The sequence below is a fragment of the Streptomyces sp. NPDC021562 genome, assembly GCF_040640875.1.
In the GTDB taxonomy this organism is placed as follows: domain Bacteria; phylum Actinomycetota; class Actinomycetes; order Streptomycetales; family Streptomycetaceae; genus Streptomyces.
Genome location: NZ_JBFACN010000009.1, coordinates 95,477 through 119,090 on the forward strand (window position 1 = coordinate 95,477; position 23,614 = coordinate 119,090).

21 protein-coding genes and 1 riboswitch are annotated in these 23,614 nt (G+C 73.6%); of the genes, 15 read left to right on the plus strand and 6 right to left on the minus strand.

What is annotated here, in order from left to right:
• Nucleotides 1-40: 40 nt before the first annotated feature.
• The 11 genes from AB0G52_RS16035 (at nt 41) to AB0G52_RS16085 (ending at nt 10,511) form a co-directional block, all read left to right on the plus strand.
• Nucleotides 41-187, plus strand: a complete 147-nt coding sequence (locus tag AB0G52_RS16035; protein WP_165939294.1) for a hypothetical protein — start codon at nt 41-43, stop codon at nt 185-187.
• A 220-nt stretch (nt 188-407) separates the two neighbouring features.
• Nucleotides 408-1,271, plus strand: a complete 864-nt coding sequence (locus tag AB0G52_RS16040) for a glutathione S-transferase C-terminal domain-containing protein (RefSeq protein WP_361336910.1) — start codon at nt 408-410, stop codon at nt 1,269-1,271.
• A gap of 77 nt (nt 1,272-1,348) precedes the next feature.
• Nucleotides 1,349-1,460: riboswitch (SAM riboswitch) on the plus strand.
• Between the two features lie 391 nt (nt 1,461-1,851).
• On the plus strand, nt 1,852-2,832 hold the full coding sequence (locus AB0G52_RS16045) for an amino acid ABC transporter permease (RefSeq protein WP_361336911.1): 981 nt from the start codon (nt 1,852-1,854) through the stop codon (nt 2,830-2,832).
• Nucleotides 2,829-3,617, plus strand: coding sequence for an amino acid ABC transporter ATP-binding protein (locus tag AB0G52_RS16050; RefSeq protein ID WP_361336913.1), 789 nt, complete (start codon nt 2,829-2,831; stop codon nt 3,615-3,617). The genes AB0G52_RS16045 and AB0G52_RS16050 overlap by 4 nt, the downstream gene beginning before the upstream one ends.
• Nucleotides 3,618-3,682: 65 nt before the next feature.
• Nucleotides 3,683-4,708: an ABC transporter substrate-binding protein gene (locus AB0G52_RS16055; RefSeq protein ID WP_361336915.1), complete on the plus strand. Its 1,026-nt coding sequence runs from the start codon at nt 3,683-3,685 to the stop codon at nt 4,706-4,708.
• Nucleotides 4,709-4,758: 50 nt separating this feature from the next.
• Nucleotides 4,759-5,505 (plus strand): GNAT family N-acetyltransferase, encoded by a 747-nt coding sequence (locus AB0G52_RS16060; protein WP_361336917.1) that lies wholly within the window; start codon nt 4,759-4,761, stop codon nt 5,503-5,505.
• 44 nt (nt 5,506-5,549) lie between these two features.
• The gene (locus AB0G52_RS16065) at nt 5,550-5,645 is read left to right on the plus strand and encodes a putative leader peptide (protein WP_361336919.1); all 96 of its coding nucleotides are present in this window, start codon (nt 5,550-5,552) and stop codon (nt 5,643-5,645) included.
• A 63-nt stretch (nt 5,646-5,708) separates the two neighbouring features.
• Nucleotides 5,709-6,923, plus strand: a complete 1,215-nt coding sequence (locus AB0G52_RS16070) for an LLM class flavin-dependent oxidoreductase (protein WP_361336921.1) — start codon at nt 5,709-5,711, stop codon at nt 6,921-6,923.
• Nucleotides 6,924-6,944: 21 nt separating this feature from the next.
• A complete protein-coding gene (locus AB0G52_RS16075; protein WP_361336923.1) occupies nt 6,945-8,318 on the plus strand; it encodes an NtaA/DmoA family FMN-dependent monooxygenase in 1,374 nt (457 codons plus the stop codon).
• Entirely contained in the window at nt 8,315-9,394 is a 1,080-nt protein-coding gene (locus tag AB0G52_RS16080) for an LLM class flavin-dependent oxidoreductase (RefSeq protein WP_361336925.1), read from the plus strand. Before AB0G52_RS16075 ends, AB0G52_RS16080 begins: the two co-directional genes overlap by 4 nt.
• Nucleotides 9,387-10,511 carry an LLM class flavin-dependent oxidoreductase gene (locus AB0G52_RS16085; RefSeq protein ID WP_361336927.1) on the plus strand — a complete coding sequence of 375 codons (1,125 nt, stop codon included), beginning with the start codon at nt 9,387-9,389 and terminating at the stop codon, nt 10,509-10,511. The genes AB0G52_RS16080 and AB0G52_RS16085 overlap by 8 nt, the downstream gene beginning before the upstream one ends.
• Before the next feature lie 141 nt (nt 10,512-10,652).
• On the opposite strand, the gene AB0G52_RS16090 is transcribed toward AB0G52_RS16085, so the two are convergent.
• The gene (locus tag AB0G52_RS16090; protein ID WP_361336928.1) at nt 10,653-11,732 is read right to left on the minus strand and encodes a M12 family metallopeptidase; all 1,080 of its coding nucleotides are present in this window, start codon (nt 11,730-11,732) and stop codon (nt 10,653-10,655) included.
• Nucleotides 11,733-11,826: 94 nt separating this feature from the next.
• Here AB0G52_RS16090 and AB0G52_RS16095 point away from each other — a divergent pair, with 94 nt between their 5' ends.
• Nucleotides 11,827-13,554: a LuxR C-terminal-related transcriptional regulator gene (locus tag AB0G52_RS16095; protein ID WP_361336930.1), complete on the plus strand. Its 1,728-nt coding sequence runs from the start codon at nt 11,827-11,829 to the stop codon at nt 13,552-13,554.
• A 39-nt stretch (nt 13,555-13,593) separates the two neighbouring features.
• On the opposite strand, the gene AB0G52_RS16100 is transcribed toward AB0G52_RS16095, so the two are convergent.
• Nucleotides 13,594-16,158 (minus strand): CHAT domain-containing tetratricopeptide repeat protein, encoded by a 2,565-nt coding sequence (locus AB0G52_RS16100; RefSeq protein ID WP_361337108.1) that lies wholly within the window; start codon nt 16,156-16,158, stop codon nt 13,594-13,596.
• A gap of 150 nt (nt 16,159-16,308) precedes the next feature.
• On the opposite strand from AB0G52_RS16100, the gene AB0G52_RS16105 reads away from it, so the two are divergent.
• The 3 genes from AB0G52_RS16105 to AB0G52_RS16115 are packed head-to-tail and all read left to right on the plus strand — an operon-like array spanning nt 16,309 to nt 18,856.
• Nucleotides 16,309-17,748 (plus strand): S8/S53 family peptidase, encoded by a 1,440-nt coding sequence (locus tag AB0G52_RS16105; RefSeq protein ID WP_361336932.1) that lies wholly within the window; start codon nt 16,309-16,311, stop codon nt 17,746-17,748.
• A 35-nt stretch (nt 17,749-17,783) separates the two neighbouring features.
• Nucleotides 17,784-18,383 carry a sigma-70 family RNA polymerase sigma factor gene (locus AB0G52_RS16110; protein WP_361336934.1) on the plus strand — a complete coding sequence of 200 codons (600 nt, stop codon included), beginning with the start codon at nt 17,784-17,786 and terminating at the stop codon, nt 18,381-18,383.
• Nucleotides 18,380-18,856, plus strand: a complete 477-nt coding sequence (locus AB0G52_RS16115; protein ID WP_361336936.1) for a hypothetical protein — start codon at nt 18,380-18,382, stop codon at nt 18,854-18,856. Before AB0G52_RS16110 ends, AB0G52_RS16115 begins: the two co-directional genes overlap by 4 nt.
• Before the next feature lie 15 nt (nt 18,857-18,871).
• Here AB0G52_RS16115 and AB0G52_RS16120 read toward each other — a convergent pair whose 3' ends face one another.
• From AB0G52_RS16120 to AB0G52_RS16135, 4 genes are all read right to left on the minus strand, one after another.
• Nucleotides 18,872-20,152 carry a cytochrome P450 gene (locus AB0G52_RS16120; RefSeq protein ID WP_361336938.1) on the minus strand — a complete coding sequence of 427 codons (1,281 nt, stop codon included), beginning with the start codon at nt 20,150-20,152 and terminating at the stop codon, nt 18,872-18,874.
• Between the two features lie 81 nt (nt 20,153-20,233).
• Complete coding sequence (locus AB0G52_RS16125; protein WP_132887948.1) at nt 20,234-21,025, minus strand: N-formylglutamate amidohydrolase; 792 nt, start codon at nt 21,023-21,025, stop codon at nt 20,234-20,236.
• Between the two features lie 69 nt (nt 21,026-21,094).
• A complete protein-coding gene (locus AB0G52_RS16130; protein WP_132888154.1) occupies nt 21,095-22,240 on the minus strand; it encodes a homoserine O-acetyltransferase in 1,146 nt (381 codons plus the stop codon).
• The gene (locus tag AB0G52_RS16135) at nt 22,237-23,601 is read right to left on the minus strand and encodes a bifunctional o-acetylhomoserine/o-acetylserine sulfhydrylase (protein ID WP_361336940.1); all 1,365 of its coding nucleotides are present in this window, start codon (nt 23,599-23,601) and stop codon (nt 22,237-22,239) included. Before AB0G52_RS16135 ends, AB0G52_RS16130 begins: the two co-directional genes overlap by 4 nt.
• Nucleotides 23,602-23,614 lie beyond the last annotated feature (13 nt).

Below are 23,614 nucleotides of genomic sequence, written 5' to 3' on the forward strand. Positions count from 1 at the left end.
GACACTCCAGAGGGGAATCCTAGTGAAAAGGTAGGGAAAGATGGATCGGCTGCGCACGGTCACCGGCACACAGCGCCGAGATCGCCGTACGCCCTGGCCGTTCGCCCTGCTCTCCTCGCCGCTGCTCACCTCCCGGCTGCACATCGACCTGCTCCGGGTGTGCAGCGCCATCAGCCGCACCGGTTGACCGCGGCGCGCCGCCCTCCATGGCCCGGGCCGAACGGACGCCCCTTCCGCGGCCCGCCCCGACCGCCCGCCCGACGACCCCCTGCCCTGCCCGCCCGCCGTGACCGCCGACGCTCCGCCGCCCGCGCTCCGCGGCCCGGGCCGAGCACGGACGGTCGCGGCGGACACCGACGAACGCTTCCGCCGCGCGTACGTCCACGCGCCCGTAACCGGGGAGACGCATGTCCATCACTCCGCTCACCGCACTGCCGTCCGTCCGCACCGCCCCCGCCTTCCGGGGACGCATCGGACGGGACGCGCGCAGCGGCCACTACGCCGTGCCGGGCCGCTACCGGCTGTACCTCGCCACCGCCTGTCCCGACGGCCTCCGCATCGCCGTCGGCCACAGCCTGCTGGCCCTGGACGGCTGTTGTCCGGTCACCTTCCTGCCCGCGGTCCCGGACCGTCCCGACGGCAGCCACACGGCACTGCGCCCGCTGTACGAGGCCAGCGCCCATCGCTACTCGGGACCGGCCCTGGCGCCCGTGCTGAGCGACGACTGGTCGGGCCGGATCGTCTCCACCCACGGCCGGGACATCCTGCGCGACCTCGACCGCCACTTCGGCGACGGCGTCACGCGCCTGTACCCGTGCGGTGCCGAGGCCGAGATCGAGGCCGTCGAGCGGCTGTGCGCCGAGGACGTCGAGCAGGCCGCGCAGCGCGCCGGGCGGGAGGGCGGCGACCCACGGGCGCTGGAGACCCTGCTCGCCGCACTGGGCGAGCTGGAACACCGCCTGACCGGCGTCGAGTTCCTGGTCGGCGGTCGACTGACCGCAGCCGACGTCGAGTTGTGGGTGACCCTGGTGCAGCTGGACACCGTGCACCGCAACCACCTGGACGCCTCCGCCGTGCACCGCATCGCCGACCACCCGGTGCTGTGGGCCTACGCCCGGCGGCTGGCCGCGCACCCTGCCTTCGGCGCCCACCTCGACCTCGACGGCATCGCCCGCCGCCACCACGGCCGTTGCCAGGGACTGGAAGCCGCCGGCGCGGCCGTCCAGATCCTGGACTGGGCCGGGCATGCGGCGGACGCTTCCCGCAGGTGAGAGCAGTCCGAACCGTCCCGCCGACCGGACAGGCGTTGACATTCGTTCGGGCGGCTGCCTAACTTACGGACCAGAACGGTCAAGAGCGTCAGCATCAAGCCCTGGCTAGCTGACCGGCAACCCTCGCACCGCGGTGGGGTGCCCCAGGTGACGACCCGACCGAATGACGACGTTCGGTAAGCGCGCGGCCCACGGGCCACCAAGTGACAGGTGACGGACATGTACGCAGCTTCCAGCACGGCCCCGCGCCGCGCCCGGGGCTGCGTACAGCCGTACCCGAGCCCGCTCGTCGCCGACCGCGCCGTCGACCTGCTCCGTGTCAACAGCGCCCTGTGTAGCGCGTGTACCGCACCGGGCTGTGCCCGCTGCCGGGTCTGACCAGGCCTTTCCGCCCAGTCCGCCCAGCCCCGCAGCTTCGCGCCTCAGCGTTCCTGACGAAAGCACCGGCCGTCCGGTGTGACGCCGTCCGCCCAGCCCCCGTGTCCCGCGCGCCCCCGCGCCCGTGCCGTGCCCGAACACGGCCGGTGCCGCGTACCCGGTCGTGGGATCTCCGGGGTGTCCGACTCCGCCGGAGCCCGCCATGAGTGAACCCCCAGGCGCCACCCTCGCCCCCGAGGCGCCGTCCGCCGCCGACGAACCGTCAAAGCCCCTCGCAGCACAGCGCGTTCTGCCACTGCGCAAGCCAGGACGGTGGATCGCCACCGCCGTCGTCCTGGTCCTGGTCGCCCAGTTCGTCCACGGCCTGGTGACCAACCCCTTCTACCAGTGGGACCGCTGGGGCTACTGGTTCCTGCGGCCGACCATCCTCGACGGGCTGGTCATCACCCTCGAAGTCACCGCCTACAGCGCGGTGCTGGGCCTCCTCGGCGGCGTCCTGCTCGCGCTGGCCCGGCTCTCCAAGAGCCCGGTGCTGCGCGCGGTCAGCTGGACCTACGTGTGGGCGCTGCGCTCCATACCGCTCATCGTCGTCCTGCTCTTCCTCTACAACTTCAGCGCCCTGTACAAGACGTTGAGCGTCGGCGTCCCCTTCGGACCGGCCTTCTTCTCCTTCGACGAGTCCAAGCTCGCCACCGACATGGTCATCGCCGTCATCGGCCTCAGCCTCAACGAGGCGGCCTACGCGGCCGAAGTGGTCCGCGGCGGCATCCTCTCGGTGGACCAGGGCCAGCACGAGGCGGCCGCCGCGCTCGGACTGCCCAAGGGCTACCAGTTCCGGAGGATCGTCTTCCCACAGGCGCTCAGGTCGATCATCCCGAACTACGTCAACCAGCTCATCGGCCTCATCAAGAGCACCTCGCTGGTCTTCTACGTCTCCCTGCTCGACCTCTTCGGCACCGCACAGAGCATGGGCTCCACCTACCCCGGCGACATCGTGCCGCTGCTGCTGGTGGTCACCGTCTGGTACCTGATCCTCACCAGCGTCGTCTCCGTGATCCAGTTCTACGTCGAGCGGTACTACGCCCGGGGCGCCACCCGCTCCCTGCCGCCGACCCCCTCGCAGAAACTGCGGGCCGGCCTCGCCGACCTGCGCGCCCGCATCCGCCGGGAGGCCGCCGTATGAGCATCACCGACACCCTGGAGACGGCCCCCGCCGCCCTGGAGATCCACGACGTCCACAAGTGGTACGGCGCCCACCGCGTCCTCGACGGCGTCGACCTGACCATCCGGCCCGGCGAGGTCACCGTCATCCTCGGCCCGTCCGGCTCCGGCAAGTCCACGCTCCTGAGGGTCGTCAACCACCTGGAGAAGCCCGAGATCGGCTACGTCAGCATCAACGACGAGCTGATCGGGGTGAAACGGCAGGGCGAGAGGCTCAAGGAGCTGAGCGAGCGCGCCATCCTGGCCCAGCGCGGCCGGATCGGCTTCGTCTTCCAGAACTTCAACCTCTTCCCGCACCTGACCGTGCTGGACAACGTGGCCGCCGCCCCCGTCGCCACCGGGAAGCTGACCAAGCCCGAGGCCCAGGCGCTGGCCAAGGAACTGCTCGAACGCGTCGGCCTCGGCGAACGCGTCGGCGCCTACCCGCGGCAGCTGTCCGGCGGCCAGCAGCAGCGCGTCGCCATCGCCCGCGCCCTCGCCCTGCGCCCCGGCGTCATCCTCTTCGACGAGCCCACCTCCGCCCTCGACCCCGAGCTGGTCGGGGAGGTCCTCTCCGTCATCAAGGACCTGGCCACCAGCGGCACCACGCTCGTCATCGTCACCCACGAGATCGGTTTCGCCCGCGAGATCGCCGACCGGGTGGTCTTCATCGACGGCGGCAGGATCGTCGAACAGGGACCGCCCTCCGAGGTCCTCGACAAACCGCAACACGAGCGGACCAGGGACTTCCTCAGCAAGGTTCTCTGAACCGCATCACCCCAGACCTCCCCCCACGCCCTCACCCTCATCACCGGCACCGACAAGGAACGGCCATGTCTACCCACTTCACCCGACGCAGCCTGATCAGAGGCATCACCGCGGCCACCGCCGTCGCCTCCCTCGCCACCGGGCTCGCCGCCTGCGGGGGCGACAGCGACGCGGCCACCACCACCGACAACGCCAAGGCCGGGGAGGTCGTCGTGGGACGGGTCTCCAACGGCGCCGCCACCCAGACCACCATCAAGGTCTCCGAGGTCAAGTCCATCAGCGCGGAACTGCCCGCGGCCGTCCGCAAGAGCGGCAAGCTCGTGATCGGCGAGGGCGCCCTGCCCGCCGGCTTCCCGCCGCTGGCGTACGTCGGCAGCGACCAGAAGACCCTCACCGGCTCCGAACCCGACCTCGGCCGCCTGATCGCCGCCGTCTTCGGACTCCAGCCGGAGATCAAGAACTTCACCTGGGAGAACATGTTCGTCGGCATCGACAGCGGCAAGGTCGACGTGGCGCTCTCCAACGTCACCGACACCGAGGAGCGCAAGAAGAAGTACGAGTTCGCCTCCTACCGGCAGGACAACCTCGCCTTCATCGTGCCGAAGAAGAGCACCTGGAACTTCGACGGCAACTACGAGAACCTCGCGGGCAAGACGATCGCCGTCGGCTCCGGCACCAACCAGGAGAAGATCCTCCTGGAGTGGCAGGCGAAGCTGGCCAAGGAGGGCAAGAAGCTCACCGTCAAGTACTTCCAGGACAGCACCAGCACCTTCCTCGCCCTGAACAGCGGGAAGATCGACGCCTCCTTCGGCCCCAACCCCGGCTTCGCCTACCACAACAAGCAGACGGCGGGCACGCCCAACGCCACCCGCACCGCGGGCACCTACTCCGGCGCCGGTGCCGGCCTCCAGGGCCTGATCGCGGCCACCGCGAAGAAGGACAGCGGCCTCGCCAAGCCCCTCGCGGACGCCATCAACCACCTGATCAAGCACGGTCAGTACGCGCAGTGGCTCAAGGCCTACAACCTCTCCAACGAGGCCGTCGCCAAGTCCGAGGTCAGCCCGCCCGGACTGCCGCTCGACAACTCGTGACCGCCCGCACCAGCACGCCCGTCGGCTCACCGGGAAAGGATTCCGCCTCCGTGACCGTCCAGACCGGCTTCCGCGGAGGCGGGACCCCCCTCGCACCCGACACCACACCGCTCGACAACGCCGTCTGGTCCGCCCTCACCGGCCCGCACGCCCACCTCGCCGAGCGGGTCGGCGCGGCCGCCCGCTACCCGGACGACGTCTACGCCTGCGCGGCGCTCGCCGACGCCGCCGACCCGGCCGCCTGGGCCGACCTGCGCACGCTCGTCGGCCCCGGAACGACCGTGAGGATCAAGCCGGTCGAGCAGGCGCCGCCCGGCTGGGAGGTGGTCGGCGGCGGCCGGGGCGTCCAGTTCGTGGACACCGCGCTGCGGGCCGAGCCCGCCCCGGAGGCGGTACGGCTCGGCCCGGCCGACGTGCCCGAGATGCTGGACCTGGTCGCCCGCACCGGACCCGGCCCGTTCCGCACCCGGACCGTCGAGATGGGCAGCTATCTCGGCATCCGGTACCGGGGCCGGCTGATCGCCATGGCCGGGGAGAGGCTGCGGCTGCCCGGCTGGACCGAGATCAGCGCCGTCTGCACCGACCCGGAGCACCGGGGCCGGGGCCTGGCCACCCGTCTCGTCCGCGCGGTCGCCGCGGGCATCAGGGAACGCGGCCAGACCCCGTTCCTGCACGCGGCCCCCGACAACGCGACCGCCATCCGGCTCTACGAGTCGATCGGCTTCACCGAGCGCCTGCGCGGCCGCACCCTGCTGGTGCGCAGCCCGGGAACACCCACGGACACCCGGCTGTTGTGACTCATGACGAGATCTACGCGAAACCGGCCGGGGAGGTGCGGGACATGACACGTGTCGTCAGTCCCAGCCGCCGTACCGTCCTGTACGCCCGGCCGCACATCGACCTGCTGCGCGTGGCCGGCGCGCTCTGTTGCTCCTGACTTTCCTCCGCCGCGCCCCTCCCGTCCGGCGCGCCCTCTCACGGACCTCAGGAAGGCACCACTGTGTCCTCGAATCCCGCTTCCCACCTGCACCTCGCCGTCGCCCTCGACGGCACCGGCTGGCACCCCGCCTCCTGGCGCGAGCCGGTCGCCCGCCCCCGAGAGCTGTTCACCGCCGGATACTGGGCCGACCTGGTCGCCGAGGCCGAGCGCGGTCTCCTCGACTTCGTCACCATCGAGGACGGTCTCGGCCTGCAGTCCTCGTACTACGGCGAGCCGGACGGCCGCACCGACCAGGTCCGCGGCCGCCTCGACGCCGTGCTGATCGCGTCCCGCGTCGCACCCCTGTCCCGCCACATCGGCCTGGTGCCGACGGTGATCGCCACACACACCGAGCCGTTCCACATCTCCAAGGCGATCGCCACCCTGGACTACGTCAGCACCGGCCGCGCGGGGCTGCGGGTGCAGATCTCCGCCCGCCCGCACGAGGCGGACCACTTCGGCCGCCGCAGCTTCCCGCCGGTCGACCTGGCGGAACTGCGGTCCCCGGCCGGGCAGGAGCGGCTCACCGAGCACTTCGACGAGGCCGCCGACTACGTCGAGGTCGTCCGCCGCCTCTGGGACAGCTGGGAGGACGACGCGGAGATCCGGGACGCGGCCACCGGCCGTTTCATCGACCGGGACAAGCTGCACTACATCGACTTCGAGGGCGCCAAGTTCAGCGTCAAGGGCCCCTCCATCACCCCGCGCCCTCCCCAGGGCCAGCCGCTGGTCACCGCCCTCGGCCACCAGACCGTGCCGTACCGGCTGATCGCCCGGCAGGCCGACGTCGGTTACACCACCCCGCGCGACGCCGCCGACGCCCGCGCGATCCTCGCCGAGATCCGCGCCGAGCAGGAGGCCGCAGGACGGGCCGCCGACACCGTGCACGTCTTCGGCGACCTCGTGGTCTTCCTCGACGACGACCGGGCCGCGGCCGAGGCCCGCAAGGCGCGCCTCGACGCCCTCGACGGCGGGGCGTACACCAGCGACGCGCGGATCTTCACCGGTGCGGCCGCCGAACTCGCCGACCTCCTGGAGGAGTTCGCCGCCGCGGGCCTCAGCGGCTTCCGGCTCCGGCCCGCCGTCCTCGGCCACGACCTGCCGCGCATCACCCAGGACCTGGTGCCCGAACTCCAGCGCCGCGGCCGCTTCCGCACCGCCTACGAGGCCGACACCCTGCGCGGCCTGCTCGGGCTCGCCCGCCCCGCCAACCGCTACGCCGCCGCCACCGCCTGAGCCGGAAGGACCGCACCCCTCATGAGCAAGCCGCTGAAGCAGATCCACCTGGCCGCACACTTCCCCGGGGTCAACAACACCACGGTGTGGAGCGACCCGGCCGCCGGCAGCCACATCGAGTTCAGCTCCTTCACGCACTTCGCGCGGACCGCCGAACGCGCCAGGTTCGACTTCCTGTTCCTCGCCGAGGGCCTGCGCCTGCGCGAACAGGGCGGCAAGATATACGACCTGGACGTCGTCGGGCGCCCCGACACCTTCACGATCCTCGCCGCGCTGGCCGCCGTCACCGAGCACCTCGGTCTGACCGGCACCATCAACTCCACCTTCAACGAGCCCTACGAGGTGGCCCGCCAGTTCGCCAGCCTCGACCACCTCTCCGGCGGCCGGGCCGCCTGGAACGTGGTCACCTCCTGGGACGCCTTCACCGGCGAGAACTTCCGCCGCGGCGGCTTCCTGCCGCAGGAGGAGCGCTACTCCCGCGCCAAGGAGTTCCTCGCCACCGCGAACGAACTCTTCGACTCCTGGCACGGCGACGAGATCCTCGCCGACCAGGCCACCGGTACCTTCCTGAGTGACGCGAAGGCAGGCTCCTTCGTGCACAAGGGCCCCCAGTTCGACATCCACGGCCAGTTCAACGTGCCGCGCTCCCCGCAGGGCCGCCCGGTGATCTTCCAGGCCGGCGAGTCCGACGAGGGCCGCGAGTTCGCCGCGTCCGGCGCCGACGCGATCTTCAGCCGGTACGCCACCCTCGAAGCCGGGCAGGCCTTCTACACCGACGTGAAGTCCCGCCTCGCCACGTACGGCCGCCGCCCCGACGAACTCCTGATCCTGCCCGCCGCCAGCTTCGTCCTCGGCGACACCGACGAGGAGGCGGAGGAGATCGCCCACCAGGTGCGCCGCCAGCAGGTCAGCGGGGCGACGGCCCTCAAGCACCTGGAGTTCGTCTGGAACCGGGACCTGTCGTCGTACGACCCGGAGGGCCCGCTGCCCGACGTCGACCCGCTGGTGGGCGAGGAGCACATCTCGCGGGGCCGCGCGCAGGTCCGGATGTACCGCGACCCGATCGCCATCGCCCGTGAGTGGCGGGAGCTGGCCGAGGCCAACAAGTGGTCCATCCGCGACCTGGTGATCAACACCGGCAACCGGCAGACCTTCGTCGGCTCCCCGGCCACGGTCGCCCGCACGATCAACGACTTCGTGCAGGCGGACGTCTCCGACGGCTTCATCCTGGTCCCGCACATCACCCCCGGCGGCCTCGACGCGTTCGCCGACACGGTGGTCCCGCTCCTCCAGGAACGGGGCGTGTACCGCACCGAGTACGAGGGCACCACCCTGCGCGACCACCTCGGCCTCGCCCACCCGGACGGGAAGCGCACCGAACGGGCCGCGTCGTGAAGTTCCTCGCGATCACCCTGATCGTGCACCGCCCGGACCCGGTCACCGGCGTCCGGAAACCGACCCACGACCGGTTCCGGGAGGTCCTCGACAACGCCGTGCTCGCCGAGGAACTCGGCTTCGACGGCTTCGGGGTGGGGGAGCGGCACGAGCGGCCGTTCATCTCCTCCTCCCCGACCGTCGTGCTCAGCCACGTCGCCGCGCTCACCCGCCGGATCCGGCTCTTCACGGCCGTCACCACGCTCAGCCTGCTGGACCCGGTCCGGGCCTACGAGGACTACGCCACCCTCGACCACCTCTCCGAGGGCCGCCTCGACCTGATCATCGGCAAGGGCAACGGATCCGCCCAGCGCGACCTGTTCCACGTCACCCCCGACGACCAGTGGGACCGCAACGCCGAGAGCTACGAGGTGTTCCGGCGGCTCTGGCGGCAGGACAAGGTCACCGCGGACACGCGTTTCCGCCCGCCGCTGACGGACGCCGAGGTCTGGCCGCGCCCCTACCAGCGACCCGTCCGGGTCTGGCACGGCAGTGCCACCAGCAAGGAGTCCGTGGACCTCGCCGCACGCCACGGCGACCCGCTGTTCTCCGCGAACGTCACCCACCCCGTCGAGCCGTACGCCGAGTTGATCCGGTACTACCGGGAGCGCTGGGAGCACTACGGCCACGACCCGGCGGACATCGCGGTCGGCGCGGGGACGGCGGGTGTCTGCGTGGCACCCACCTCCCAGGAGGCGCTCGCCGCCTACCGCCCGGTCTTCGAAGCCAACCTGGCCTTCTTCAAGAAGGCCGGGCTGCCGGTGGTCTTCGAGACACTGGAGGACTTCGCCGAGCGCAGCTCGGCCCTGATCGGCAGCCCCCAGCAGATCGTCGACAAGGTGCACCGCTACCACGAGCGGTTCGGGCACACCGTGGTCCACCTGCACGCGGACGCGAGCGGCCTCACCGACACCCAGCACCGCGACTCCCTCGAACTCTTCCAGTCGGCGGTCGCGCCGGTCCTGCGCAAGGACATCCCCGACCCGCCCTTCGACTGGGGCCCGGTCCTGCCCGCCGAGGAGGCGACCCGTGTCTGACATCCCCCTCGGCGTCCTCGACCTCGTCCCGATCTCCTCCGGTTCGACGGCCGCCGACGCCCTGCGCAACTCCGTCGACCTGGCCCGGCGGACCGAACAACTCGGCTACGCCCGGTACTGGTTCGCCGAGCACCACCTCAACCCGGGGGTCGCCGGTACGTCCCCCGCGGTCGTCCTCGCACTCACCGCCGCCGCGACCTCCACGATCCGGCTCGGTTCCGGCGCCGTCCAGCTCGGTCACCGCACCGCCCTGTCCACGGTGGAGGAGTTCGGTCTGCTCGACGCGGTCCACCCCGGCCGCTTCGACCTGGGCCTCGGCCGCTCCGGCGGCCGCCCGCCGGGCGGGGAGACGGCCCCGCCGACGACGACCCCGGTGGTGGACGGCCGCGCCCCCAACGGCCTCCTGATCCCGCCCCGCTTCTCCTTCGAACGCCTCCTCGGCTCACCCCGCGTCGCCCTCCAGCGCACGCTGCTCCTGCTGCCCGGCGCCGAGCCCCAGGACTACACCGAGCAGATCGACGACGTCCTCGCCCTGCTGGCCGGCACCTACCGCTCCCCGGAGGGCGCCGCGGCGCACGTCGTGCCGGGCGAGGGGGCCGAGGTCGAGGTGTGGATCCTCGGCAGCAGCGGCGGCCAGAGCGCTCGGACGGCCGGCGCCCGAGGCCTCAGGTTCGCGGCGAACTACCACGTCAGCCCGGCCACGGTCCTGGAGGCGGTGGACGGCTACCGGTCCTTCTTCGAGCCCTCCGAGACCCTCGACAAGCCCTACGTCAGCGTCTCCGCCGACGTCGTCGTCGCCGAGGACGACGCCACCGCCCGCGAACTCGCCACCGGCTACGGCCTGTGGGTGCGCAGCATCCGCACCGCCGAGGGCGCGATCCCGTTCCCGACCCCCGACGAGGCTCGCGCCCACGCCTGGAGCGACGAGGACCGCGAACTGGTCAAGGACCGCCTCGACACCCAGTTCGTCGGCTCGCCCGGCCGGGTCGCCGACCAGCTGGCCCAGCTCCAGGAGGCCACCGGCGCCGACGAGTTGCTCATCACGACGATCACCCACGACCACGCCGACCGGGTCCGCTCGTACGAACTGCTGGCCGAGGAGTGGCGCCGGCGTTGACCCCGCCGGGAGCGGCACGGCACCGCCTCCCGGATGCGGCCGGCCGAGGCACGTATCCCTCCCCCGAAGGCTACGTGCCTCGACCGCTTCCCCCCGGCGCCGGACCGTGGTCCGGCCTCCGCGTCGCCGCCGTGTGCCGGTTCACCAGCACATGGCCGCTGTCTCTCCCGACCCCCATGTCGAATGGAGACGTACGCGGACGACGTAGTGGCGGCCCCTGACGAGCCGCACCCTGATCCTGGCGTTGTGCGCGGTGCCCCCGTCGTCGTGGCCGGCGAGGTAGCGCGGTTCCCCGTCGCGCTCCTCGAAGACCACCACGACACAGTCGCTCTCCCCGAAGGTGCCCACGCTGTAGACGCGGGTCTCCGGCGGCTCCACGGCGAAGTCCCGCTGCTCCCCGGGGCCGAGGCCGAGCGGTGCCGAGCGGAACGGCACCAGTGGCGCCGGTGCCTGGGCGGGCGGGTACCAGCGGAGCGCGAACTCCTTGTCCGCCGGGGACAGCGAGCCGGACGGGTACAGCCCGTTGTGGTACTGCTCCGGCTCCAGGATCAGACCCGGCCCGAAGGGGAACTGCATCACCGACTGCGGGTCCCAGACCGAGCCGTTGGCCTCGGCCGCGTCCAGCCGGTGCAGGATGTCGCGGTCCGTGCGGTCCCGGCTCCAGTGGTTCGGCGGTCCGGCGAGGTCGGCGTAGACCGCCTCGTCGTCCCAGTGGACGCCCGCGAACGGGTTCTGGTGCTCGTGCCGCATGCCGAGCGCGTGCCCGATCTCGTGCAGCGCCGTCCACCGGCCGTCGGGCTCCGTCAGGTCCCAGCCCAGGTTCATGGTGCGCTCGCCCAGACCGACCGAGAGCGCGTCCCGGCCGATCACCGACCAGGAGCCGTCACCCTGCTGGAAGCCGATCCGCAGCTCCGCCTCCGAGCGGTCCCCGACCTCGGCGAACGTCACCCCGATCCCGAGGTCCTGCCACTCCTGGAAGCAGCTGCGCAGCACGTCCCGCTGCTCCTCGGCACCGGCCCACGGCACCCGCCGGGTCCGACCGGTCCCCGGGACCGGGATCACCGAGGCGTCGGTGTCCGCGTCCAGGAAGCAGTAGTGCAGAACCGTGCCGTTGACCCACATCCGCCGCCCGGCGACGAGCGCACCGAGCCGCTCGGCGGTCAGTCCCGGCGCGAGGGCCGGGGCCGACTGCCGCGGAAGCGAGCAGTAGCGTCGGTTCATGCGCCCAGCGTGCCGGGCCGCCGCACCGGCCGCCTGAGTCGGCGGCTACTCAAGTCCGCCTGTATCAAAGCTGAGCAACGCGACTCGTACTGGTGTGACGACTTACGAACAGGACGCGCGGACCCTCGAACTGCCCTGGCCGTTCACCGGCCGGGAGGACGAACTGGAGCTGGTCGGGCGGTCGTCGGTGGCCGGCCGGCAGGGTGTCGTGGTGACCGGGCCGCACGGTGTCGGCAAGACCCGGCTGATCACCGAGGCCGTACGGGGCGTGGACTGCGTCCGGGTGACCGGCACCCCTGAGACCAGCACCCTCCCGTTCGCCGCGTTCGCGCACCTGCTCCCCGACGGGGTCTCGCTGTCCGGCGCGGTGCGCCGGCTCTCCGGGGTGCGGCTCCTGGTCGTCGACGACGCCCACCTCCTCGACGAGGGCTCCGCCGCCGTCGTCCACCAGCTCGCCGTGCACGGCCGTACCCGGCTGCTGGTGGCCGCCGCCGACCGGGCTCCGGTGCGCGGCGCGGTGGCCCGGCTGTGGACCGGCGAACTCCTCACCCACCTCGCGCTGGAGCCGCTGCCGTACGACGAGACCGCCCACCTGCTCGCCGGAAGCGGTCTGGAGCCGCTCACCGTGCGCCGGCTGCACCGGGTGTGCCGGGGCGATCTGCGGCTGCTGCGCGACCTGCAGGGCGCGCTGCGCGAGGCCGGCGCGCTGACCCGCGTACCGGACACCGGGGAGTGGGCCTGGCGCGGCCCGCTGCCGCTCACCGCGACCGTACGGGACCGGATCGGGCCCCTGCTGGAACACCGGGAGCCGGGCGAGCGTGAGGCACTCGAACGCCTCGCCTTCGCCGAGCCGCTGCCGCGCCACCTCGACGACGGGCTCGATGCCGGGGTCCTCGAACGCCTGGAGACGGCCGGCCTGATCCACGTCGACGAGCGGGGCGCGGTCCGCCTCGCCCACCCCCTGCACGGCCCCGCCCTGCGCGCCGCGGCGGGCCGGCTGCGGGCCCGCCGGCTGGCCCGCGGCGCCGACCGCTGCGGGCCGGCCCTGAAGGAGGAGCAGCAGCTGCTGGAGGAGCGCGTCGAGCAACTGGACGTACGGGAGGTGCCGGCCCCGGTGGGGGAGTGGCTGGCCGCGGGAGACCTGCCCGTACCGGCCGGGTACGCGGCGGTGCGTGCCCGGTACTCGCGGCTTCGGGGGGAGCTGCGAGAGGCGGCGGCGTGGGCGAGGGAGGGGCTGCGGGGGGCGCCGGGCGACGCCTCCTGCCGTACCGAACTCGCCCGCGCCGCCGCCGAGTCGGGGGAAGCTGCCGTAGTGCGCGGGGACGGGGGTCTCGCGCACTACGGCGCCGTACGGCGGGGGGAGCCCGAGCGGGCCGTGGGGCGGCTGCACGGCGTGCTCGCGCGGCACGCGGAGGCCCTCGCCCGCGGCGACGGGCCCGGCCTGGACCGGGCCGCCGAGGCCCTGGCGGAGCGCGGGTTGCTGCTGTTCGCGGCGGAGGCCCACGCGCAGGCCGTCCGCGCCCACCGCGACCCGCGCGCGGCCCGTGTGTCCCGCACCCGCGCCCTGGCCCTCGCCCGCCGCTGCCAGGGCGCCCGCACCCCGGCCCTGTCCGGCCTGGTCCTCGGTGAACTCACCGCCCGGCAGCGGCAGATCGTCACCCTCGCCGCCGCGGGCCTGAGCAACCGGCAGATCGCCGAACGGCTGACCCTGTCCGTACGGACCGTGGGCAACCACCTCTACGGCGCCTACACCCGCCTCGGCGCGAGCGACCGCACGGACCTGCCGTGGCTGCTGGAGCAGCCGGACGCGCGGTCGGCGTGAGGAAGCCGCCGGCGCGGGCCGCTGTGGGACCCGACCCTCTCAGGCCGCCCCGAACGCCGCGAACGCCCATCCCGTCGCCTGGTGGACCGCGTCGGCCGGCAGGGCGGCCCGTGCGTCGCGCAGCGCCTCCGCCAACGACAGCCCGGCGCCGAGCCCCTTGTGCAGGGCCAGCATGAGGGGCACCACCGCCGCGTCGTTGACGGGCGCGCTGCTCGCCACCACCCCGGCCGTGCCCAGCGGCAGCAACGCCGTGACCAGACCGAGTAGTTCGTCGGCGCCGACCGAGGCGAGGCGGGCCGTGTCGCAGCTGGAGAGGATGATCCGGTAGGGGCTGCGGGCGAGGCGCTCGAAGTCGTGCACGATCAGCGGTCCGTCGGCCATGAGCAGGGACGAGAACAGCGGGCTGTCCGCACGGAAGGTGCCGTGCGCCGCGATGTGCGCGAGGGCGGCCCCGTCCAGCTCGGCCAGCACCCGGGGCACCTGGGCGTCGTCCTGCTCCAGGACCCGCGCCGTCGGGTACCGGCTCGCCACCTCCGGCACCTCCGCGCCCCCGGTCGCCAGTCCGGGCCCGCGGACCAGTACCTGCCGGCCGCCCGGCGGCGGCTCGGTCTCCCGGGCCCGCAGCCAGCTCCCCGCCGACGGCGACACACTGAGCACCCGCTCCCGCAGACCGGGCAGCAGCGCCCACGGCACCCGGTGCAGGGCGCCCGGCGGGACGATCACCACGGGACCGGCGCCGAGCTGGTCCGCCGCCGCCCCCAGCAGCAGCTCCTCCAGGCGCCGCCCGGACGCCTCGACCACCGCCAGCCGCCCCTCCGCCCCCGGATGCGCGAGCCGCCGCAGGCTCGCCTGGACGTGCTCCGCCTCGGCGACCGCCTCCGCCAGCGGACCGCCCGCGAAGCGCCGTACCCGGCCCCGGCCGCACAGCAGCACCTGCACCCGGCCGTCCACGACGGCGAGTTCGACCAGCCGGGTGTCGCCGAGCCGGTCGAGCAGCCGGGCCGGGTCGAACCGGGCGCCCTCGCCCGGAGCGGCACCGCGGATGTGGTGGGTGCGGGAGCGGATCTCCCGTTCCAGGCGCCGCTGTTCCCGCTCCAGCGCGGGCACCGGGCGGCGCTCCCGGCGGGCCTGCTCCGCGCGGGACGCGATCTCCCGGAACGCGGTCAGCGAACTGAGCAGCGCCGGGTCGGCGGGCGGCCGGGTCGGGGGAGCGGACAGGACGGTGGCCCGCCAGCGTTCGCTCCACTTGAGGAGCCGGCGCGGACCGCCGTGCGCGAGGCTCGCCTGCTGCGCCAGCGCGGCCAGTTCCGCGCCCTGCGCGGTGGCCCGGGCCCGCAGCTCCGAGGCGCCCAGCGTCATCCGGTGGTCGTCGAGGACGTCCAGGCCCCGCCGGCACGCCTCCAGCACCCCCCGGCCCGAGCCCGCCGCCCGGGCGCGCAGCGCCTGGGCCGCCCAGCCGGTCATCCGGGCCAGCGGCGGACCGGCGTGCCTGCTGCGCGCGGCCACCGCGAGATGCCGTTCCGCGTCCGCCGTCCACCCCAGCGCCAGCGCGATCCGCCCGGCCAGCAGCGAGGCCTCCGGCGCCGCGGGCGCACCGAAGGACGCCAGCCGGTCGGCGACCCCCGCCGCCTCCTGCACCAGCCGCCCGGACGCGGCCCCGCCGGCCACCCGCGCCTCGATCAGCTCCAGCCGGGCATGCGTCTCCCACCAACTGCGCCGCTGCCCCGAGAACAGCCGCACCGCGACGGCCGCACGGGCGACCGCGGTCACCGTGTCCCCGGCCGACCGGGCGGCCCGGGCGGCGGCCAGCAGCAGCTCGGCCTTGCGGGTGGACTGCCCGCCGAGCCGGTCCAGGGTCGCGATCGCCGCGTCCGCCTCGGCCAGTGCCTCCGGCGCCAGCCCCGCCGCCATCAGCACCTCGCAGCGCGCGATGTACAGCATGAACGGCGGGGTGCCCAGCTCGGTGTACCGCTGCTCGGCCTCGGCGAGCAGCCGCAGCGCCGCCGGGACGTCCCCGGAGCGGAACGCGGCCAGCCCCCGGCTCTCCACGGCGACCGCCTTGTCGTGCTCCTGGCCCGTCGTCTCCCACAGCAGCTCCGCCGCGGTGAAGTCCGCGTCCGCCCGGTCCACCGCCCCCAGGGCCAGGTGCACCGTGGCCCGCACGCTCAGCGCCCGCGCGGTCCAGATGACGTCGTCGGCCTGCCGCAGCGCCGGGATCGCCCTGCGTACGTCCTCCAGGGCCTCCTTGTGCCGGCCCAGCACCCAGCACGCGTACGCCCGCCGGTACAGCACCCGCGCCCGGGTGTGCCCGTTGCTCCGGGCCACCCCGCGCTCGATCGCGGCCAGCCCCTGCCGGGTGCGCCCCGCATGCACCAACGCGACCCCGAGGGTGCCGAGGACATCCGCCTCGCGCTCCGCGCAGTCCGCGCGGGCCGCGAAGTCACGGGCCCGGCGCAGATGGTCGAGGGCGACCCCCAGGTCGCCGAAGTCCCGTTGCCAGATGCCGATGACCTGGTGCGCCACGGACGCGTCGAGCGGCGGCGGACCGGACCTGAGGACCTGTTCCGCCCGTGCCAGGGCCTCGCCGGGGGCGGCGAACACCATCGGCAGCAGTTCCGTCACCGCATCGCTTCGCGCAGTCACTTTCCGGATGGTAGTGGCCTGGGCAGACATGCCCCACATGTTTGACGCTGTATCAATCGGCGGCAAGGCGACTCTGACTGGAGAACGCCGTTTCACGGGGGAGGACAAGTCATGGCACCTCAGCGGTTCCAGGAGCAGTTCGATCACATCCAGCGCTCCATGCCGGACGTTCCACTGGCGATGGGGCCGGAGGACTCCGCCGAGTTCCTGTACGAGAAGGGGGTCGTGCTCGCCCGCGACGGGGCGGAGGCCCGGGTCGTCGAGGACACCGTGCGCGCCCACTTCACCGCGACCGCCGGACTGGTCGCCGACCACGTCGCCAGGACCGGGCCCGAGCGCAACCGCACCGGGGTCACCCGGATCCGGGTCGGTGACCCGAACCACGGCGACCACACGGCGGACCCCGCGGTCGGCCACGCGCTGCGCGCCCTGCGGGAGGCGGAGGACCGCACCGGGCGCCGGATGGTCAGCCGCAACCACGTGGTCGCCACCACGAACGCCAACTCCTGCAACCCCTGCGAACCCCTGCCGGCCCTGCTCACCCGGACGCCCAACCCGGGGGCCGCACCGGGCGGTCACGACCCCGACACCGCGGTCCGCGTCCTGGTGATCGACACCGGCCTGGTGCACGACTACCGCTCCTACCCGCTGCTCGCCCACGCCCAGGGCGACCCGCAGATCGCCGAGACCGACGCCGCAGGAGTCCTCCAGCAGTACGTCGGCCACGGCACGTTCATCGCCGGCCTCATCGCCGCCGTCGCCCCCAACACGGACATCACCGTCACCAACACCATGAACGACGTGGGTGCCATCCTGGAGTCCGAGTTCGGCGGCAAGCTCTTCGAGGCGGTCGACCGGCACGGCTGGCCGGACATCATCAGCCTCTCCGCCGGCACCTCGAACGGCACCGCCGACGGACTGCTCGGCGTCGAGGCCTTCATGCAGGCCCTGCGCGACCAGCCCACCCTGCTCGTCGCGGCGGCCGGCAACAACGGCAGTGAGAACTCCTTCTGGCCCGCCGCCTGCGCGGATCTCACCGGCTACGAGGACACCGTCCTGTCGGTGGGTGCGCTGCGCAGCGACGGCGTGTCCGGCGCCTGCTTCACCAACCACGGCGACTGGGTCAAGGTCTACGCCCCCGGCGAGCTGCTCACCGGCCCGCTGGCCGGCTTCGACGCGCCCGTGCCGTACGTCTACCAGCACACCACCTACGAGGCCTGCCGGTTCGGCTTCACCTACGCCTGCACCTGCCAGTACCCGCGCCACACCGGCGTGCTGACCGACACCGGGACGACCGGCCCCGGCAAACCCGACCAAGTGATGTTCGAAGGATTCGCACAGTGGAGTGGAACATCGTTCGCCACCCCCGTGGTCGCCGGCCTCGTCGCCGACTGGATGACCACCTACCAGGAGACCGACCCGCGCGCCGCGCGGGCCCGGCTGCTCGCGGCCGCCACGGAGCGGGCCGAGGTGCGCGGGGCGCAGGTCCCGGCGCTCCGCCCGGCCACCTGGCAGCCGGTTCCGGTCGTCCAACTGGCCGCCTCGGCCTGAGTTCCGGAGCACACCCCTCCACGGCGTACGATGACTTGCCGTACACGAGGGGTGGGACCGTGGACCGAGCAGAGGTCGGCGCGCTGGTCCAGGCCGCCGTCGACGGTGACGCGGCGGCCTGGAAGGCGCTCGTGGAAGGGCTGAGCCCGCTGGTGTGGTCCGTGGTGCGCGCGCACCGGCTCTCCGACGCCGACGGGCACGAGGTGTACCAGACGGTGTGGTTCCGGTTCGCCCAGCACCTGGGCCGCATCCGGGAACCCGACAAGGCCGGTGCGTGGCTGGCCAGTACGGCCCGCAACGAATGCCTGAAGGTGATCCGGGGGCTGGCCCGGCTGATGCCGACCGACGACCCGCAGGTCCTGGACCGGATCAGCGAGGATCGCACGCCCGAGCAGTCGCTGATCGACGCCGAGGACCGGGCGGCCGAGGCCGAGCGGATCCGCCTGCTCTGGCAGGAGCTGGAAGAACTCGGCGACCGGTGCAGGCAGTTGCTGCGTGTCCTGATGGCCTCGCCGCCGCCCAGCTATGTCGAGGTGTCCGTGGCGCTGGGCATCGCGGTGGGCAGCATCGGCCCGCTGCGCCAGCGCTGCCTGCGCCGGCTGCGGGCCCGGCTCGACGCGAGGGGTGCGGCGTGAACGACCTGTTCCCGGACGAAGACGGCCAGGACGACACCGGGTTCGACGCGGACGCGCTGGAGGAGGAGCTGCGCCAGGCGGCCGCCGTGCTCGACCCGCTCCCGGCCGGCCTGCTGCAAACGGCCATGGACGCCTACGCCTTGCACGATCTCGACGCCCGGATCGCCGAGCTGACCTTCGACTCGCTCGTCGACGCCGTCCCGGTCAGAGGGGTCGAGGACCCGCCCCGGATGCTGACCTTCCGGGCGGGCGGACTCACCGTGGACGTCGAGCTCACCGGCGAAGGACTGCTCGGCCAGGTGCTGCCACCGCAGTCCGCCCGAGTCGAGGTGCTGGGCGGCCCGGCGGCCGGGCACCCGCTCACCGCCGACGGCATGGGGCGGTTCGCCGTCGACACCCCGCCCGCCGGGCCGTTCGCGCTGCGGCTGCGGGCCGGAGGGGAAGTGATCGTCACGGAGTGGCTGCGGGCCTGAGGGGTCCGGGCCCGGTCACCAGGTGACGGGCAGGGTCCGCGGCCCGCGGATCATCGTCCTGCGACGCCACCGCACGTCCTCGGCCGGCACCGCGAGCCGCAGCCCCGGCAACCGGTCGAGCAGGGTGTCGACCAGCAGTTCGGTCTGGAGACGGGCCAGGACCGCGCCCGTGCAGTGGTGCGGGCCGTGGCCGAAGGCGAGATGCGGGTTGGGCTCGCGGTCCGGGACGATGCGGTCCGGGTCCGGGAAGACGGCCGGGTCACGGTTGGCGGCGAGGTAGGAGACGTACACCGGATCGCCGGCCGCGATCCGGGTGCCGTCGGCCAGCTCGACGTCCTCCAGGGCGATCCGGGCCAGCCCGACGGTGCTGCGGTGCGGGATCCAGCGCAGCAGTTCGTCCAGGACCGGACCGCGCTCCGCCGGCCGCTCCCGCAGCCGTGCCATCAGCTCCGGCCGGGTGAGCATCAAAAACAGCATCTGGCCGCAGTTGTGGGTCACCGCCTCGCCGCCGATCTGCAGCGGGCCGGCCAGTCCCACGGCCTCCTCCGCCTCGATCTCGCCCCGCGCCACGGCGGCCCCGAGCAGCGCGTACACGTCGTCGCCGGTGCTGCCCGAGCGCGCCCGCACCGTCTCGCCGATCCACCCGTACAGCCCCCGCTTGGCCGCCTCCGCGGCCTCGGCGCCGCCCGAGGTGGAGATGATCTGCCGGGTCCAGGCGTGCACCCGCTCCCGGTCCGCCTCCGGTACCCCCATCACCTCGCTGACGACGGTGATCGGAAACGGCTCCAGAACCCGCGCGACCAGGTCGGCAGGCGGCCCGTCCCGCACCATCCCGTCGACCAGCCCGTCGAGGAGCTGCTGGGCCCGGGGCCGCAGCCGCTTCGTCGCGGCGACCGTGAAGGCGCCGGCGACCGGCTTGCGCAGCCGGTTGTGATCGGGCTGGTCGGCCCAGGCCAGCGAGCCGGGACGCGGCGCGAAGTGCGGGGCGAGCCGGGTCACCTGCCGCCGGGTGACCTCCGCGCGGCTGAACCTCGGGTCGTTGGTGACGGTCCTGACGTCCTCGTACCGGGTGGCGAGCCACGCCCAGCCCGTGCCGAACGGCAGCCGGATCCGCGTAACGGGACCCTCGGCCATCAGGGCGGCGAGGACCGGGTCGAACTCCGTCCCCGCCAGCTCCAGCGCGGGCCACTCCCGCACCGGCGGCGCGGCCCCGCGCCAGGCCGCGGCCGCCTCGGGACAGACGGGCGGGCGGGCGGTCGTCTCCGTGGGCGTGGGCGCGGTCGTCTCCGTGGTCATGCCTCCACGGTCGTACGGCCCCCACCGGGTGTCCTGCGGGAGTGCTCCAGCCGGATGGGCAGCGCGCCGGCCGCCGCGGGCTCAGGAGCCGAGGGAGTCCACCAGCGCGGCGAGCGCGGTGGCGAGCCGCCCCAGACCCGCACCGGCCGGACCGCCCGGCTCGGTCATGTACAGGTCCCGGCGGATCTCCACCATCAGCGCGCAGACCCGTGCATCCGTCCCGTAGTACTCCAGCGGTACGTAGGTCCCGCCGAACGGACTGTCCAGCCCCGTCTCCCCGCATCCCGCGAACGCCCGGCGCGCGGCCCGCGTCAGCTCCCCGGGCGTGTGGAAGCGGTCCGTCCCCAGGCACACCGGTGGCCGCGGCCCCGCCCCGTGCAGTTCGTAGGGCAGCGCCCGGCTCGGATAGGAGTGCACGTCGATCACCACCGCCCGCCCGGTCGCGGCGAGCCGCCCGGCCACCGCTCGCGTCATGGCCTCCGCGTACGGCCGGAAGTACCGCGCGACCAACGGCTCGGGGTCGAACCCGTCGGCCCGCAGCACCTCCCGGTGCGTGGTCCGCGTGTACACCGCCCCCATCCCGACGGCGAGCATCTCCTCCCGTTCGTCGGGGAACCGCTCCGGGTCCACGACGAGACGCGACAGCCGGTTGACGAACCGCCAGGGGGTGACGCCCGCCAGCGCGGCCGCCGCCTCCGCCAGCTCGGCCGTGTGCGCGTCCGTGATGTGGTCCAACTCCCGCTCCAGGGCGGCGTCGTCGAGTTCGATCCCGGCCCTGACCGCGGCGGGAACCGTCCGCGCCGAGTGCGGCACGTGCAGGAGCACCGGCGACTCGTCGGCGCCCGGCAGGAGTTCGTACGGCGGCTGGGACACGGGCGGCTCCGGGCATCGGTGCGGACGGCGAGGAGGATCAAGGTGCCACACCGACGCCGACCGGACCACTCAGCCGAGCAACTCCCGCACCAGCGCGCCCACCTGGCCGGTCTCGATCAGGAAGCCGTCGTGGCCGTACGGCGACTCGATCACCCGGAGCCGGTCGGCGGACGGGATCAGCGCCGCCAGCTCGTCCTGCTGGGCCGGGGGATACAGCCGGTCGGAGTCCACGCCCGCGACCAGGGTGCGGGCCGTGACCCGGCCGAGGGCTCCGCGCAGCCCGCCCCGCCCGCGGCCGACGTCATGGGCGTTCATGGCCTGCGAGAGCACCACGTAGCTGCCCGCGTCGAAGCGCCGCGTCAGCTTGGCGGCGTGGTGGTCGAGATAGGACTCGACCTGGTAGCGGCCCCCGTGGAAGGGGTCCTCGGCGCCCTGCGGGGCGCGGCCGAAGCGGGCCTGGAGCTCGGCCTCGCTCCGGTAGGTGACATGGGCGATCCGACGGGCCAGGCCAAGGCCCGTGTGCGGGGCGCGGCCCGTGCCGTGGTAGTCGCCGCCGAGCCAGTCGGGATCGGCACGGATCGCGGCGAGCTGGGCGTTGGTCCAGGCGATCTGCTCGGCACCGGTCGCCGCCGTGGTGGCGAGCAGCAGCAGGGCGCCCACCCGCTCCGGGTACGACACCGCCCATTCCGCGGCCCGCATCCCGCCCATGGAGCCGCCGACGACCAGCGCCCACCGCGCGACACCCAGCGCGTCGGCGAGCCCGGCCTCCGCCGCGACCTGGTCGCGCTGGGTCAGGAAGGGGAAGGCACCGCCCCACGGCCCGCGCCCCCCGGCCCGCGGGGAGGCCGGCCCCGTACTGCCCTGGCAGCCGCCCAGCACGTTCGGGGCGACGACGAACCAGCGGTCGGTGTCCAGGGCCAGGCCCGGCCCGACCAGGCCGTCCCACCAGCCCGGCGTGGGATGCCCCGGTCCGGCGGGACCGGCGACATGGCTGTCACCGGTGAGCGCGTGCAGGACGAGCACGGCGTTGGAGGCGTCCGGGGCGAGCCGACCCCAGGTCTCGAACGCCAGCCGCACGCCGGGGAGTTCCCCGCCGGCCTCCAGCGGCAGCGGGCGCTGCGCGGCATGCCACCGGCGCCGGCCGGGAGGGTCCCCCTCCCGCCAGGCCCCGAGGACTGGCGGAAGGGGAACCGCGGGACGGGGCACGGCGCTCAGGACGCCGCGCCCTTGGCGGCGCGGAAGCCGGCCTCCAGGTCGGCCTTGAGATCGGCGAGGTTCTCGATGCCGACCGACAGCCGCACCAGGCCCGGCGCGGTCCCCGTCGCCGTCAACTGCTCCCCGTCCAGCTGGCTGTGGGTGGTGGACGCGGGGTGGATGATCAGGCTGCGGACGTCGCCGATGTTGGCGAGATGGCTGAACAGCTCGACCGCGTCCACGAACCGCTTGCCCGCCTCGATGCCGTCCCGCAGTTCGAAGGAGACGATCGCACCGGCGCCGTTCGGCAGGTAGGTCCGCCCCGCCTCGTACCAGGGGCTGGACGGCAGGCCCGGATAGTGGACGGCGGCGACCTCGTCGCGCTGTTCCAGCCACTCGGCGAGCGCCTGGGCGTTGGCCGAGTGCCGCTCCAGCCGCAGGCTGAGCGTCTCCACGCCCTGGAGCAGCAGGAACGCCGAGTGCGGGGAGAGCGCCGGGCCGAGGTCGCGCAGCAGCTGCACCCGCAGCTTGATCGCGTATGCGCCCGGGCCGAGCGCCGGCCAGTACCGCAGGCCGTGGTAGCTGGGGTCGGGCTCGGTGAAGTCCGGGAAGCGGTCGGAGTGGGCGCCGAAGTCGAAGGTGCCGCCGTCCACGACCACACCGGCGATCGCCGTGCCGTGCCCGCCGAGGAACTTGGTCGCCGAGTGCACCACGATGTCCGCGCCGTGCTCCAGGGGCCGCAGGAGGTAGGGAGTCGGGACCGTGTTGTCCACGATCAGGGGCACCCCCGCCGCGTGCGCCACGTCCGCGACCGCCCGTACGTCGAGGACGTTGCCGCGCGGATTGCCCAGCGTCTCCGCGAACAGCGCCTTGGTGTTCGGGCGGATCGCGGCCCGCCAGGCCTCGGCGTCGTCCGGGTCGTCCACGAAGGACACCTCGATGCCGAACCTGGGCAGCGTGTGCCGGAACAGGTTGTAGGTGCCGCCGTACAGGGACGTGCTGGACACGATGTGGTCGCCCGCGCCCGCCAGTGTCAGGATCGCCAGGGTCTCCGCGGCCTGCCCGGAGGCCAGCGCCACCGCCGCGACCCCGCCCTCCAGGGCGGCGATCCGCTGTTCGAAGACGTCCTGGGTGGGGTTGTGGATCCGGGTGTAGATGTTGCCGGGCTCGGCGAGCGCGAACAGGTCGGCGGCGTGCTGTGTGTCCCGGAAGACGAACGATGTCGTCTGGTAGATCGGCGTCGCGCGGGCGCCGGTCGTCGGGTCGGGCACGGCTCCGGCGTGGATCTGCCGGGTCTCGAACGACCAGGCCGAGGTGTCGGGCCCGGCGGGCTGCTCCTCGGGTGTGTGACCGGCGGTGACGGAGTCGATGGGCTGGCTCATGGTGCTGCTCCTC

Coding starts and splice junctions, on each gene's coding strand:
- AB0G52_RS16045 (WP_361336911.1), top strand. CDS start 1,852: ATGAGTGAACCCCCAGGCGCCACCCTCGCCCCCGAGGCGCCGTCCGCC.
- AB0G52_RS16105 (WP_361336932.1), top strand. CDS start 16,309: ATGGCACCTCAGCGGTTCCAGGAGCAGTTCGATCACATCCAGCGCTCC.
- AB0G52_RS16055 (WP_361336915.1), top strand. CDS start 3,683: ATGTCTACCCACTTCACCCGACGCAGCCTGATCAGAGGCATCACCGCG.
- AB0G52_RS16050 (WP_361336913.1), top strand. CDS start 2,829: ATGAGCATCACCGACACCCTGGAGACGGCCCCCGCCGCCCTGGAGATC.
- AB0G52_RS16090 (WP_361336928.1), bottom strand. CDS start 11,732: ATGAACCGACGCTACTGCTCGCTTCCGCGGCAGTCGGCCCCGGCCCTC.
- AB0G52_RS16135 (WP_361336940.1), bottom strand. CDS start 23,601: ATGAGCCAGCCCATCGACTCCGTCACCGCCGGTCACACACCCGAGGAG.
- AB0G52_RS16120 (WP_361336938.1), bottom strand. CDS start 20,152: ATGACCACGGAGACGACCGCGCCCACGCCCACGGAGACGACCGCCCGC.
- AB0G52_RS16075 (WP_361336923.1), top strand. CDS start 6,945: ATGAGCAAGCCGCTGAAGCAGATCCACCTGGCCGCACACTTCCCCGGG.
- AB0G52_RS16065 (WP_361336919.1), top strand. CDS start 5,550: ATGACACGTGTCGTCAGTCCCAGCCGCCGTACCGTCCTGTACGCCCGG.
- AB0G52_RS16100 (WP_361337108.1), bottom strand. CDS start 16,158: ATGGTGTTCGCCGCCCCCGGCGAGGCCCTGGCACGGGCGGAACAGGTC.
- AB0G52_RS16035 (WP_165939294.1), top strand. CDS start 41: ATGGATCGGCTGCGCACGGTCACCGGCACACAGCGCCGAGATCGCCGT.
- AB0G52_RS16040 (WP_361336910.1), top strand. CDS start 408: ATGTCCATCACTCCGCTCACCGCACTGCCGTCCGTCCGCACCGCCCCC.